This window comes from Streptomyces sp. G7(2002) (assembly GCF_028870195.1).
In the GTDB taxonomy this organism is placed as follows: domain Bacteria; phylum Actinomycetota; class Actinomycetes; order Streptomycetales; family Streptomycetaceae; genus Streptomyces; species Streptomyces nigrescens.
Genome location: NZ_CP102609.1, coordinates 3,504,693 through 3,518,743, shown reverse-complemented (window position 1 = coordinate 3,518,743; position 14,051 = coordinate 3,504,693). Strand labels below are relative to the sequence as shown.

Annotated in this window: 11 protein-coding genes; 10 read left to right on the top strand and 1 reads right to left on the bottom strand. The window is 71.0% G+C overall.

All coding sequences use genetic code 11. The features are described from left to right. Nucleotides 1-230: 230 nt before the first annotated feature. The 5 genes from NUT86_RS14580 to rodA all read left to right on the top strand — a co-directional run bounded on the left by NUT86_RS14580 (nt 231) and on the right by rodA (nt 6,553). Nucleotides 231-1,250, top strand: a complete 1,020-nt coding sequence (locus NUT86_RS14580; protein ID WP_003985182.1) for a rod shape-determining protein — start codon at nt 231-233, stop codon at nt 1,248-1,250. Between the two features lie 243 nt (nt 1,251-1,493). Continuing rightward, nucleotides 1,494-2,426 carry a rod shape-determining protein MreC gene (gene mreC / locus NUT86_RS14575; RefSeq protein ID WP_018088259.1) on the top strand — a complete coding sequence of 311 codons (933 nt, stop codon included), beginning with the start codon at nt 1,494-1,496 and terminating at the stop codon, nt 2,424-2,426. Between the two features lie 3 nt (nt 2,427-2,429). Next, nucleotides 2,430-3,143, top strand: a complete 714-nt coding sequence (gene mreD / locus NUT86_RS14570) for a rod shape-determining protein MreD (protein ID WP_159488264.1) — start codon at nt 2,430-2,432, stop codon at nt 3,141-3,143. Between the two features lie 48 nt (nt 3,144-3,191). Continuing rightward, on the top strand, nt 3,192-5,342 hold the full coding sequence (gene mrdA, locus NUT86_RS14565; RefSeq protein ID WP_026169393.1) for a penicillin-binding protein 2: 2,151 nt from the start codon (nt 3,192-3,194) through the stop codon (nt 5,340-5,342). Between the two features lie 29 nt (nt 5,343-5,371). Continuing rightward, complete coding sequence (gene rodA, locus NUT86_RS14560) at nt 5,372-6,553, top strand: rod shape-determining protein RodA (protein WP_229838225.1); 1,182 nt, start codon at nt 5,372-5,374, stop codon at nt 6,551-6,553. Nucleotides 6,554-6,559: 6 nt separating this feature from the next. Here the strand turns inward: rodA and NUT86_RS14555 are convergent, their stop codons facing one another. Further along, a complete protein-coding gene (locus NUT86_RS14555) occupies nt 6,560-7,006 on the bottom strand; it encodes an ATP-binding protein (protein WP_266442187.1) in 447 nt (148 codons plus the stop codon). Between the two features lie 181 nt (nt 7,007-7,187). Between NUT86_RS14555 and NUT86_RS14550 the strand changes: the two genes are divergently transcribed. From NUT86_RS14550 to NUT86_RS14530, 5 genes are all read left to right on the top strand, one after another. Then, a complete protein-coding gene (locus tag NUT86_RS14550) occupies nt 7,188-8,864 on the top strand; it encodes a CYTH and CHAD domain-containing protein (protein ID WP_274735598.1) in 1,677 nt (558 codons plus the stop codon). Nucleotides 8,865-9,053: 189 nt separating this feature from the next. Next, on the top strand, nt 9,054-10,976 hold the full coding sequence (locus NUT86_RS14545) for a TIGR03960 family B12-binding radical SAM protein (protein ID WP_159488266.1): 1,923 nt from the start codon (nt 9,054-9,056) through the stop codon (nt 10,974-10,976). Between the two features lie 153 nt (nt 10,977-11,129). Further along, nucleotides 11,130-11,702: a GNAT family N-acetyltransferase gene (locus tag NUT86_RS14540; protein ID WP_266442193.1), complete on the top strand. Its 573-nt coding sequence runs from the start codon at nt 11,130-11,132 to the stop codon at nt 11,700-11,702. A 28-nt stretch (nt 11,703-11,730) separates the two neighbouring features. Continuing rightward, nucleotides 11,731-12,939, top strand: a complete 1,209-nt coding sequence (locus tag NUT86_RS14535; RefSeq protein WP_274735596.1) for a hypothetical protein — start codon at nt 11,731-11,733, stop codon at nt 12,937-12,939. 102 nt (nt 12,940-13,041) lie between these two features. Then, entirely contained in the window at nt 13,042-13,842 is an 801-nt protein-coding gene (locus NUT86_RS14530; RefSeq protein ID WP_018088250.1) for a TIGR03936 family radical SAM-associated protein, read from the top strand. The last annotated feature ends 209 nt before the right edge of the window (nt 13,843-14,051 follow it).

Sequence of the window (14,051 nt, the reverse complement as noted above, 5' to 3'; positions counted from 1 at the left end):
GTGTATCCGACACGATCGGGGGAACGCATCTCCGCGACACGACGTCACCATTGAGGGGGGCGGGTGCGTGTACGGCTGACAATGGCGGAACAGCCTCCCGACGTGTTCGAGTGGGCGCACTACGAACTACGATGGAGGCTTCCGCGCCTCACAGCGCATCACCTCCTGCCGACCTCCAGTAAGCATTCGCTCCAGTTGGGAAGGCCAGACGTATCCTCATGGGGAACAACATGTCGTTCATCGGCCGTGACATGGCTGTCGACCTCGGGACCGCCAACACGCTGGTGTACGTCAGGGGCCGCGGAATCGTCCTCAACGAGCCGTCGGTCGTGGCCATCAACACCAACACCGGCGGGATTCTCGCGGTGGGTGCTGAGGCGAAGAAGATGATCGGGCGCACGCCCGGCAACATCGTCGCCGTACGGCCCCTGAAAGACGGCGTGATCGCCGATTTCGAGATCACCGAGCGGATGCTCCGCTACTTCATCCTGAAGATCCACAAGCGCCGCTATCTGGCCCGTCCGCGGGTCGTCGTGTGCGTCCCCTCCGGTATCACCGGGGTGGAGCGCCGCGCGGTGATCGAGGCCTCGACCCAGGCCGGCGCGCGCCAGGTCCACATCATCGAGGAGCCGATGGCCGCCGCGATCGGGTCCGGTCTGCCGGTCCACGAGGCCACCGGCAACATGGTCGTGGACATCGGCGGCGGTACCACCGAGGTCGCGGTCATCTCGCTCGGCGGCATCGTCACCGCCCAGTCCATCCGGGTGGCCGGCGACGAGCTCGACAACGCGATCATCCAGCACATCAAGAAGGAGTACAGCCTTCTGCTGGGCGAGCGCACCGCCGAGAGCATCAAGATCACCATCGGTTCGGCGTACGACCTCGAGCAGGACGAGCACACCGAGATCCGCGGCCGTGACCTGGTCTCCGGCCTCCCGAAGACCGTGGTCATCTCGGCCGCCGAGGTGCGCAAGGCCATCGAGGAGCCGGTCAACTCCATCGTCGACGCGGTCAAGACGACCCTCGACAAGTGCCCGCCGGAGCTGTCCGGTGACGTCATGGACCGCGGCATCGTGCTCACCGGAGGCGGCGCCCTGCTGCGCGGCCTCGACGAGCGGCTGCGCCGCGAGACCGGTATGCCCATCCACATCGCCGAGGACCCGCTCGACTCCGTCGCGCTCGGTTCCGGCAAGTGCGTCGAGGAGTTCGAGGCGCTCCAGCAGGTCCTCGACTCCCAGCCGCGCAGGTAGCAAGGGCCGGGGAACCGACCGCGCCGCGCCGCCGAGCGGCGGCCGCGGCGGTCGGGCACCCCGGCGACAGCGGCCGGTCCGTCCGCCGGACCGGCCGGCATACGGGCGCAACCTCCCGACAGACACGGTGCACTGACGCTTCACCGTCCGGCACCGTCACACAGGCACAACGCTCAACTCCCGAACGAGACCGGCGGGGCCCGCAGCCGGCCGGTCCTACGAGGAAGGACACGGCCGCCGCACGTGAGGGACACACGAGAGAGCCGGCTGCTGCTGGTGCTGCTGGTCGCGATCGCGTTCGCGCTGATCACGGTCGATATCCGCGGCGGCGAACAGTCCCCGCTCGATGGTGCCCGGCAAGCCGCCGCCTCCGCCTTCGGCCCGGTCGAGAGCGGCGTCGCCCGCGTCGTCGATCCGGTAGGCAACGCGGTCGGTGCCGTACGGGACTCCGGCCGGCGGCACGACCGGATCAGCAAGCTGGAGCACGAGAACGAGGCCCTGAAGGCCAAGCTCGGCTCCTCCGACCGGAACCGCAGCCGCGCCGCCGAGCTCGACAAGATCCTCAAGACCGCCGGCACCGGCCAGTACGCCATCAAGGGCGCCCAGGTCATCGCCATCGGCTCGGCCCAGGGCTTCTCCTGGACCGTCACCATCGACGCCGGCAGCCGCGACGGCATCCGCCGCGACATGACCGTGCTCAACGGCGACGGTCTGGTCGGCCGGGTCACCACCGTCGGCGCCGGCACCTCCACCGTCCTGCTGGCCGCCGACCCCGACTTCACCGTCGGCACCCGCATGGAGAAGACCAACGAGATCGGCTTCGCCAACGGGCAGGGCGTCCGCTCGCTGCGCGTCCAGCTCCTCAACGGCCGGGCCAACATCAAGAAGGGCGACCGTCTGGTCACCTTCGGCTCCAGCAAGGACAAGCCGTTCGTGCCCGGGGTGCCCGTCGGCAAGGTCGTCAGGGTCGAGCCGTTCAACGGCGATCTGACCCGCACCCTCCAGGTCCGGCCCTTCGTCGCCTTCTCCCAGCTCGACATCGTCGGCGTCGTCGTCCAGCCGCCCCGTGAGGACCCGCGCGACACCGTGCTGCCGCCCCAGCCGGCCAAGCCCAAGCCGACGCCGACGGTCACCGTCACGGCCACCCCCTCCGCGAGCGTTCCTCCCAGGAGCTGACCGATGCGCATCAACCGGATTCTGCTCTCGGCCCCGCTGGTGGTCGTCGCCCTCGTCATCCAGGTCACCATCCTCGCCAGACTCCAACTGCCCGGCGCCGTACCGGACCTGCTGCTGCTCGTGGTGGTCGGCCTGGCGCTGGTCTACGGCCATGTCGGCGGCGCCCTCCTCGGCTTCTTCGCCGGGCTGCTGGCCGACCTCGCCCCGCCGTCCGACCACGCCATCGGCCGCTATGCGCTGGTGCTTTGCGTCATCGGCTACGCGGCGGGCCTGACCAAGCCGGAGTCCGGCCGGCACCGCTCGGCGACGGTGCCGCTGATGGTCGTCATCGGCGCCGCGATCGGCTCGACGCTGATGTACGCGGGCGTCGGCGCGCTGGTCGGCGACACCGCCGCCCGACACGTCGGCATCGTCGGACTGCTGCTCAGCGCCACCCTCTACGACCTGCTGCTGGCCCCCTTCGTGGTGCCGCTGGTGATGGCCGCGGCGCGCAGAACCGAGGGCGATCCGCTGACCGGCGACGGCACGAGCGGCGCGAGTGGCTCCGGCGGCACCTCCGGCTACGGCTGGCTCACCACCGGCACCGGCCTCAAGGCCAGCCGCGGTGCCATGAAGTCCGTGCGCTCGGGCGCCCGGATCGGCAGCCAGCGCGGCGGTCTGCTCGGCAAGTCGGCCCGCGACAAGGTGGGCCGTATCAAGGGGGTCAAGCGGCTGTGACGCTCTTCCGTCCTTCGACCACGACCCCTCATGGAGGCGCTGCGCGCCATGAGTAATCTCCCGGAAACCCGGACCTCCCGGGTCAGCGTCCGGCTCATCGCGATCCAGATCCTGGTCTTCTCGCTGCTGCTCACCCTCGGCGGCCGGCTCTGGTATCTGCAGATCCGCAACGGCACGGAGTACGCCACCGAGGCGAGAAACAACCACGTCCAGCAGGTCATCGAGCCCGCCACCCGCGGCTCCATCCTCGACGCGCGCGGGGTGCCGCTGGCCGACAACCAGACCCGTCTGGTGGTGTCGGCCAGCCGTACCGAGCTGCTGAAGATGAAGGACGACGGCAAGGCCGTGCTCGGCCGGCTGGCCAAGGTGCTCGGCATGTCCGAGAAGGAGATCCGCAACAAGGTCCGGCTCTGCGACTCCAAGACGCCGCAGCCCTGCTGGAACGGCTCGCCCTACCAGCCGATCCCGATCACCGACGAGGCCACCACCCAGCAGGCCCTCCAGATCCGCGAGCGCTCCGAGGACTTCCCCGGCATCAGCGCCGAACCGACCGCCGTCCGCCGCTACGCCGCCCCGGGCAACGCCAACACCGCCCAGGTCCTCGGCTATCTCTCGCCGGTCACCGACGAGGAGATCAAGAAGGCCGAGCACAGCCGTTCGCCGCTGCTGCGCTCCGACCAGATCGGCCGGTCCGGCCTGGAGCGGACGTACAACGACGCGCTGCGCGGCAAGGCCGCCGTCACCCGCTACGAGGTCGACAACCTCGGCCGGGTCATCGGCCAGGCGAAGAGCGAGAAGGGCAAGGCCGGCGCCAGCGTCGTCACCAGCATCGACGCCCGGGTGCAGGGGCTGGCGGAGAAGCAGCTGGACCAGGCCATGAAGGACGCCCGTAAGCAGCACGACAAGAACACGGGCACCAACTACAAGGCCGACTCGGGCGCCGTCGTCGTCATGGAGGCGAAGACCGGCCGGGTGGTGGCGATGGCCTCCAACCCCACCTACGACCCCAACTCCTGGGTCGGCGGGATCTCGGGCAAGGACTACGCCCGCCTCACCGGCAAGGACTCCAACTACCCGCTGCTGAACCGCGCCATCCAGGGACAGGCCGCCCCCGGCTCGATCTTCAAGGTCATCTCGACCGCGGCCGCGGTCAACGCGGGCTACGACTTCAACGGCCACTACCCCTGCACCAGCTCGTACAGCATCGGCGGACAGGTCTTCAAGAACTTCGAGTCGCAGAGCCATGGCGCGATCAGCCTCGGCCGGGCACTGGAGGTCTCCTGCGACACCGTCTTCTACAAGCTCTCGCACGACGAGTGGAGGAAGGACGGCGGGGACAAGCCGAAGAAGGGCGCCAAGAACTGGTTCTACAAGACGGCCCACCAGTTCGGCCTCGGCAAGGAGACCGGTATCGACCTCCCCAACGAGGTCACCGGCCGGGTCCCCGACCGCAAGTGGAAGAACGACTTCTGGAAGGCCAACAAGGCCGGCTGGTGCGAACAGGCCAAGGCCTGGCCGAAGAAGAAGGACTTCGGCACCAAGCTCGCCCGGGAGGGCTGCCTGGAGGGCATGAAGCTGCACGCCTATGACTCGATCAACTACGCGATCGGGCAGGGCGACACCCTCGTCACCCCGATCCAGATGGCGACCATCTACGGCGCGATCAGCAACGGCGGCACGCTCTACGACCCGACCGTCGGCAAGGCCGTCGTCAGCCCCGACGGCAAGCACATCCAGCGGATCAAGCCCCGCTCGCACGGCAGGCTCCCGGTGTCGCACAAGACCCTCGGGCAGATGGACGGCGCCCTCGCCGGTGTCGCCACCCGCGGTACCGCCGCCTGGCGGTTCGGGGGCTGGCCGCAGGACAAGATCCCGATGCACGCCAAGACCGGTACGGCCGAGGTCTACGGCAAGCAGACGACCTCGTGGTTCGCGACGTACACCAAGGACTACACGATCGTCATGACCATCTCCCAGGGTGGTACGGGCTCCGGCGCCTCCGGCCCCGCCGTGCGCAACATCTACAACGCCCTGTACGGAGTCGACGAAAAGGGCGGCATCGACCCGAAGGCCGCGCTGCTCCCGAAGCCGGAGGCCAAGCTGCCCAAGATCGAAACCGATGGCAGCATCCGGTCCCAGCCCATCAAGCCGTATGTCCCGCCGTCGCCGTCGCCGTCCGCATCGGAGAGCCCACAGTGACGACCAGCCACACCTCCCGGGCGTTCTCGATCCGGCGCTACACCCCCGAGCTCGGCACCTGGGGCAAGCTGACGGCGCGTGATTCGGTGCTGCGCAAGCTGGACTGGATACTGCTGTCGTCCTGTCTGGTGCTGTCGCTGATGGGCTCGCTGCTGGTCTTCTCCGCCACCCGCAACCGCACCGAGCTCAACCACGGCGACGAGTACTACTACTTCCTGCACCACCTGCTGAACCTCGGTATCGGCCTGGCGCTGGCCGGCGGCACGATCTGGCTCGGCCACCGCACGCTGCGCGGCGCCGTCCCGGTCCTCTACGCCCTCTCGGTCGTGCTGGCCCTGCTGGTGCTGACCCCGCTGGGTGCCACCATCAACGGCTCACGCTCCTGGCTGGCGATCCCCGGCGGCTTCTCCCTCCAGCCCGCCGAGTTCGCCAAGATCACCATCACGCTGGGCATGGCGATGCTGCTGGCGTCCCGGGTCGACGCGGGGGACCGCCCGCACCCCGACCACCGCACCGTCGTCCAGGCCCTGGGCCTGGCCGCCGTGCCCGTGGTCGTCATCATGCTGATGCCCGACCTCGGCTCGGTGATGGTGCTCGGCGCCGTCATCCTCGGCGTACTGCTCGCCTCCGGCGCCTCCAACCGCTGGATCCTCGGACTGGTCGGCACCGGTGTCGTCGGCTGTGTCGCCGTCTGGCAGCTCGGACTGCTCGACGACTACCAGATCGCCCGCTTCGCCGCCTTCGCCAACCCGAGCCTCGACCCGGCCGGCGTCGGCTACAACACCAACCAGGCCCGGATCGCGATCGGCGGCGGCGGACTGACCGGATCCGGTCTCTTCCACGGCAGCCAGACCACCGGCCAGTTCGTCCCCGAACAGCAGACGGACTTCATCTTCACCGTCGCCGGTGAGGAACTCGGCTTCCTGGGCGCGGGCCTGATCATCGTCCTGCTCGGTGTGGTCCTGTGGCGCGCCTGCCGGATCGCCCGCGAGTCCACCGAGCTCTACGGCACGGTCGTGGCCGCCGGCATCATCGCGTGGTTCGCCTTCCAGTCCTTCGAGAACATCGGCATGACCCTCGGGATCATGCCCGTCACCGGCCTCCCGCTGCCGTTCGTCTCCTACGGCGGCACCTCCATGTTCGCGGTCTGGATCGCGATCGGGCTGCTCCAGTCGATCCGGGTGCAGCGCCCGCTGTCGGCGTCCCGCTGACGCGGGTCAGTGCTTGAGGTGCAGCTCGAACCAGAACGAGGTGGACCGCGGCAGCCCCCCGAACGGGGTCGTGCCCCAGTCGTCGGCGAGATGGCCGGTCAGCAGCAGCCCGTGATCGGCCTCCTGCTCACCGGCCACCGCGGCCGGCCGCGGAATCCGCACCGGCGCCTCGTCGTGCACGCTGATCCGCAGTCCGTGCCCGGTGGTCAGCATCCGCAGCAGGATGTCCGCGGACCGTGGTGTGCGCAGATGGGAGCTGGTCACCGCCTCCGAGGTGAGCAGCAGGGCGGTGTCGAGAAGCGGGGCGAGGGGGCTGCGGCGCAGTACCGCGCGGACGAAGTCGCGGGCGGTCTTCGGGGCGAGGGGGGTGCTCGGTGCGGTCAGGAGGTGCGGGCGGGCGCCTGCCGCGACGCGGATGGACGGCCGGGTGACGGGTGCGGTCTGGGGGTGCACGGGTGTCTCCCTCCCCGAAGGGGTCGAGTGAGCGCCCATTACCACTCTGCGTGGCGGGCTCGTTACGTACCGTAAGTCACGCTGTGCGGCGAGTGCCACCCGCTCCGGCGGATTCCGGCCCCGTGGCCGCTCCCCGCTCCGGCGGGTGGTCCCGGCCGGAGTGGGTGACTAGATTCGATGCATGGCGGACACCGTGCGGGAAATCGAGCGGAAGTACGAAGCCGACAACGACACCCAGCTGCCCGACCTGGCCGGGATCGGCCCGGTCGCCGCCGTGGCGGAGGCGGGCACCGAGGATCTTGACGCCCTCTACTACGACACCACCGGTCTGAGCCTCGCCGCCGACGGCATCACGCTGCGCCGGCGCACCGGCGGCAGGGACGCCGGCTGGCATCTGAAACTGCCGGTCGCGCCGGGGGTGCGGGACGAGGTGCGGGCGCCGCTGTCCGATGTGCCGCCCCCGGAGCTGACCGCGCTCGTCCGGTCGCGGGCGCTGGACCAGGAGCTGGTCCCCGTCGTACGGCTGCGGACGCGGCGCACGGTCCGGGTGCTGCGGGACGCCGCGGGCACTCCGCTCGCGGAGGTGGCGGAGGACGCGGTCCACGCGTGGCCGGCGGCCGGGGCCGTCGGCGCCGGGGAGTCCGGAGCGGGGCGTGCCGGGGCCCGCTGGCGCGAGATCGAGGTGGAGCTGCTCGGGGAGGGCGATACCGGGCTGCTGGACGAGATCGGCCGGGCGCTGGCCGCGGCCGGGGTGCGTCCCGCCTCCGCGGCGTCGAAGCTGGCGCGGGCGCTGGCCGAGACGGGCCAGGGCCGCGGCGGGGCCGCCGCACCGCACACCGCCGGGCCGGACGGGCGGCGCGCCGACGGCTCCGGCAAGGCCGCGGCCAAGGCGAAGTCCAGGGCGAAGTCCAAGGGCAAGGGCAAAGCCGCGGCCAAGGGCAAGGGCAAAGCCGCGGGCGCCGGGAAGAAGGGGCCGACCGCCGGGGACGTCGTGCTGCGCTATGCCCACGAGCAGGTGCGGGCGATCATCGAGCTGGAACCCGCGGTGCGGCGGGACCTGCCCGACTCGGTGCACCAGATGCGGGTCGCCACCCGCCGGCTGCGCAGCGCCTTCCGCTCGTACACCAAGGTGCTCGACCGCGCCGTCACCCGGCCCATCGGCGTCGAACTCAAGTGGCTGGCAGCGGAGTTGGGGGTGGAGCGGGACCGCGAGGTGCTGACCGGGCGGCTCCAGGAGGCGCTGGCCGGGGTGCCCGGGACGCTACGGCTCGGCCCGGTCGACGCCCGGCTGCGCATCTGGTCCGAACGGCGGCGGGCCGGCGCACGGGACCAGCTGCTCGCCGTCCTGGACGGGCCGCGCCATCTTTCGCTGCTGAAGAGCCTGCACGCCTTCCTGGAGGAGCCGCCGCTGCGCAAGGCCGCCGGCCGCCCGGCGCCCGAGGTGGTGGCCGGGGCGGTGCTGAAGGACTACCGGCGGCTGGCCCGCCGTACGGAGGCCGCGCTGGCGGCACCGGCCGGGCGGGAGCGGGACGAGGCGCTGCACGGCGCCCGTAAGGCGGCCAAGCGCACCCGGTACGCGGCGGAGGCGGCCCGCCCGGCGCTCGGCCGGCCGGCGAAGAAGTTCGCCAAGCGGACCAAGCGGGTGCAGCAGCTGCTGGGGGACCACCAGGACAGCGTGGTGGCGCGTGCCACACTGCGGGAGCTGGCGACCCAGGCGCAGCGGGCCGGTGAGGGCGGCTTCACCTTCGGTCTGCTGTACGGGCGCGAGGAGGCCCTGGCCGCGGACCGGGAGCGGGCGCTGCCGGACCTGTGGCGGAAGGTCTCGCGCCGCAAGCACCGGGCCGCGCTCCGGCCGTGACCTGCCGGGTGCACGAGGATTGTTCGGTGCACGACAGCCCCGCCGGCGCCGGTCCGCCGGGGGGCAGGCACAAAGCGCGCGGCCCCTGTGCTGCCCGCCACCGCGGGGGTGTCCGGCCGCCGTGCGAAGGGGGTGGTTGCGAGCAGTTACGCTTGAGAGTCGCCCCCCGCCAGCTCACGAAGGTTCGAGATGTCTGCCGAGTCGGTCTTCCCACAGCTCGAGGCCCTGCTCCCGCATGTGCAGAAGCCCATTCAGTACGTCGGCGGTGAGCTGAACTCCACCGTCAAGGACTGGGACTCCTGTGATGTGCGGTGGGCGCTCATGTACCCCGACGCCTACGAGGTCGGTCTGCCCAACCAGGGCGTCATGATCCTCTACGAGGTCCTCAACGAGCGCGAGGGCGTGCTGGCCGAGCGCACGTACAGCGTGTGGCCGGACCTCGAAGCGCTGATGCGTGAGCACCGCGTCCCGCAGTTCACGGTCGACGCGCACCGCCCCGTCGGCGCCTTCGACGTGCTCGGTGTCTCCTTCTCGACCGAGCTGGGGTACACCAACCTCCTCACGGCCCTGGACCTGGCCGGTATCCCCATGGAGGCCAAGGACCGTACGGAGGACCACCCGATCGTCCTCGCCGGCGGCCACGCGGCGTTCAACCCCGAGCCGATCGCGGACTTCCTGGACTGCGCCGTCGTGGGTGACGGCGAGCAGGCGGTGCTGGAGATCACCGAGATCATCCGCGCCTGGAAGGCCGAGGACCGGCCCGGCGGCCGCGACGAGCTGCTGTTCCGCCTCGCGAAGACCGGCAGCGTCTACGTCCCCAAGTTCTACGACGTCGAGTACCTGGCCGACGGGCGGATCTCGCGCGTCGTGCCGAACCGCTCCGGCGTCCCGTGGCGAGTGTCCAAGCACACCGTCATGGACCTCGACGAGTGGCCCTACCCCAAGCAGCCGCTCGTCCCCCTGGCCGAGACCGTCCATGAGCGGATGTCGGTCGAGATCTTCCGTGGCTGCACCCGCGGCTGTCGTTTCTGCCAGGCCGGCATGATCACGCGTCCCGTACGGGAGCGAAGCATCACCGGCATCGGCGACATGGTGGACAAGGGTCTGAAGGCCACGGGATTCGAGGAGGTCGGCCTGCTGTCGCTGTCCTCCGCGGACCACACCGAGATCGGCGATATCGCGAAGGGGCTCGCCGACCGGTACGAGGAAGACAAGATCGGCCTGTCGCTCCCGTCGACCCGGGTCGACGCGTTCAACGTCGATCTTGCCAACGAGCTGACGCGCAACGGCCGTCGCTCGGGTCTGACCTTCGCGCCCGAGGGCGGCTCGGAGCGGATGCGCAAGGTCATCAACAAGATGGTCTCCGAAGAAGACCTGATCAGGACCGTCTCCACGGCCTACGGCAACGGCTGGCGGCAGGTGAAGCTCTACTTCATGTGCGGTCTGCCGACCGAGACCGATGAGGACGTGCTCCAGATCGGCGACATGGCCGTCAAGGTCATCGCCGAGGGCCGCAAGGCCTCCGGGCAGAACGACATCCGCTGCACGGTCTCCATCGGCGGCTTCGTCCCCAAGCCGCACACGCCCTTCCAGTGGGCGCCGCAGCTGTCGGCGGAGGAGACGGACGCCCGTCTCGAAAAGCTCCGGGACAAGATCCGCGGCGACAAGAAGTACGGCCGCTCCATCGGCTTCCGCTACCACGACGGCAAGCCCGGCATCGTCGAGGGCCTGCTCTCGCGCGGCGACCGCCGCGTCGGCTCGGTCATCCGCGCCGTCTACGAGGGCGGCGGCCGCTTCGACGGCTGGCGTGAGCACTTCTCCTACGACCGCTGGATGAAGGCCGCCGAGGAGACGCTGCCCGCCCTCGGCGTCGACGTCGCCTGGTACACCACCCGTGAGCGGGAGTACGAGGAGGTCCTGCCCTGGGACCACCTGGACTCCGGTCTCGACAAGGACTGGCTCTGGGAGGACTGGCAGGACGCGCTCGACGAGACCGAGGTCGAGGACTGCCGCTGGACCCCGTGCTTCGACTGCGGCGTCTGCCCCCAGATGGACACCGAGATCCAGATCGGCCCGACGGGCAAGAAGCTCCTTCCGCTGATGGTGAAGTGACCTAGGCGGAGCGGACGGTCGTTCCCCGCGGACGCGGGGGTGATCCGCTGCTTCCGCCGACGTCGTCAAGTAGCGCTCTCCGTACGCCTCTTCGGCCCGGCCCCCGCACCGTGCGGGTGGCCGGGCCGTGGCGTACTCCCGCACAATGAGGCGATGTCGGCACAACTCATCGCTCCCACCGTTGCCGTCCACGCTTCCTTCCTCGCCGCGATGGACGAGTTCCTGGCCGAGGGCGCGGACTCCGTCCAGGGCTCCAGCATGGCCCACGAGCTGCGGACCTGGCGGGGCCGCTGGGCGACCGCGGACGGCTTCGCGGAGTACGTCGGCACGGTCGGCGGGGTCATGGACCACGAACGCCCCGACGGTGTGGTCCCCTTGAGCACCCGCTGGTGGGTGGACGGCGACACCTACCTGGGGCGCATCGCCTTCCGCCACCGGCTCACCCCGTCCCTCCTCACCTGGGGCGGCCACATCGGCTACGGCGTGCGCCCCGGTGCCCGCCGCCGCGGCCACGCCACCGCGATGCTGCGCGCCGCACTGCCGGTCGCCCATCACGAGCTCGGCATCGACCCGGTGCTGGTCACCTGCGACGACACCAACACCGCCTCGCGTAAGGTCATCGAGGCCTGCGGCGGGATCTTCGAGGACCAGCGGGACGCCAAGCTGCGCTACTGGATCCCCGCGGCCGCGGCCACCGCCGGGCAGCAGCCGCAGCGGCACATCTGACGTACCGAAGCACAAGGGGGAGGGCCGCATGGAGCCCACCGACAACGACCGGCGGGTGCCGGACCGTTACGAACCGGGCGAGGGCTGTCTGACCACCGCGGTCCGGCTTCCGGTACGGATCGTGGTGCTGGTGCTCGTGGTGCCGGTGCGCCTGGTGTGGGACGCGCTGGCCGCCCTCGGCCGGGCCTTCCACCGGACCGCGCTGCGCCCCCTCGGCCGCGGTTTCGCCTGGCTGTGGCGCACCCTCGTGGTGATACCCGTGACATGGACCTGGCGCACTCTCGTGGTGGCCCCGCTGTCGTGGCTCTGGCGCACGCTGGCCGTCGCTCCGGCGGTCTGGCTGTGGCGGTACGCGCTCACACCCCTCGGGCGGGGAATCGCCTGGCTGGTGCGTGGACTGGGTGTGGCGCTGGTGTGGTTGGGCAAGGCGTTGTTCGTGTGGCCGTGGGTGGCCCTGTGGCGGTATGTGCTGGCGCCGGTGGGCCGCGGGATCGCCGTGGTGGTGGCGTGGTTGGTGCGGTATCTGGTGGTGGTGCCCGCCCAGTGGCTGTACGCCGCTGTGCTGACGCCCGTCGGACGGGGGATCGCCTGGCTGGTGCGTGGACTGGGTGTGGCGCTGGTGTGGTTGGGCAAGGCGTTGTTCGTGTGGCCGTGGGTGGCGTTGTGGCGGTATGTGCTGGCGCCCGTCGGCCGGGGGATCGCCGTGGCGGTGGCGTGGTTGGTGCGCTATCTGGTGGTGGTGCCCGCCCAGTGGCTGTACACGTCCGTGCTGACGCCCGTCGGGCGCGGTATCGCCTGGCTGGTGCGCGGGCTCGGCACCGTTCTCGCCACCCTCGTCCGGTGGATCGTGGTCGTGCCGCTGGTCGCCCTGTGGCGGTATGTGCTGCTGCCGGCCGGGCGGGCGCTGGCCGCCGTGGTGACGGTGGTCGTCCGCGAGGCCGGGGCGGCCTTCGGGCACTGCTGGCGGGTCGCCGGGATCATCTCCCGGGCCATCGGCCGGTTCCTCGGCACGCTGCTGCGGTGGGTCTTCGTCGAGCCGGTGCGCTGGGTGTACCGCACCGTGCTCACCCCGCTCGGCCACGGCATCCGTGACGGCATCTGGAAGCCGGTCCGGCAGGCGCTGCGCACCGCCCGCGAGACCGTGCGGCAGACCCGCCAGGAGCTCCGGCGCGCCCTGTTCGGTGCCCCCAGGGAGCCCCGGCGCGCGGCCGCCGTTCCGCCCCGACGGGAACCGTGAGCCCCCGGGACACGTACTCTTGGTAGCAGTACGACCGCACTCACGAAGGACTGAACGACACTGGGCAAGCGACAGCCCGAAGGCCCGCCGCCCGCACCGGCGGTGCAGCGCATCCGACTGCGCTACACCAAGCGCGGCCGCCTCCGGTTCACCAGCCACCGCGACTTCCAGCGCGCTTTCGAGCGGGCGCTGCGCCGCGCCGAGGTCCCCATGGCCTATTCGGCGGGCTTCACCCCGCACCCCAAGGTGTCGTACGCCAACGCCGCCCCGACCGGTACGGGCAGTGAGGCCGAGTACCTGGAGATCCAGCTCGCCGAGCGCCGCGATCCGGACAAGCTTCGCGAACTCCTCGACGAGTCGCTGCCGGACGGGCTCGATGTGATCGACGCCGTCGAGGCGCGCACCAGTGGCCTGGCCGACCGCCTCCAGGCCTCGGTGTGGGAGATGCGGCTCGACGGGGTCGAGCCGGAGGCGGCCGGGCGCGCCGTCGAGGCGTTCCTCGCCGCGGAAGAGGTGCAGGTCGAGCGCCGGACGAAAAACGGCATGCGGGCCTTTGACGCACGGGCCGCGGTGGCGCGTCTGGAGGCCGCCGGTCGCGAGGGCGATAGGCCCGACGGCAATGCCTGTGCGATACTGCGGCTGGTTGTTCGGCATCTGACACCTGCCGTTCGACCCGACGACGTCCTGTCCGGCCTCCGAGCTACGGCCGACCTGGCGCCGCCGGTCCCCGCAGCGGTGACCAGGCTGGCGCAGGGGCTGCTCGATGAGGAGACCGGCGCGGTGACTGACCCGCTAGCGCCCGACCGCGACGCTGCCACGGCCGCCCCACCCACGGCCGCCGGGCTGAGTGCCGCGAAGGCGACGAGTGGGGCCTCCCCGGCAGCCGGGGAAGGTACTGCGTAGGAGCGCCGTCGTCGCGTCGCCGATCAACCAGGGAGCCACCCCGGTCCGGCAGACGCACTGACCAGGAGACTTTCGCCGGTCCCGCCCTACGGGGGCCGACGAGCGAGACGACAGCTCCCGTGCGGCGCCCACGCCCCGGACAGCGGGACCGCGCTCATCACGCGGACCGCGACCGGAATCAGGCGCGGCGCCCGGGAGCGTGACGGGAG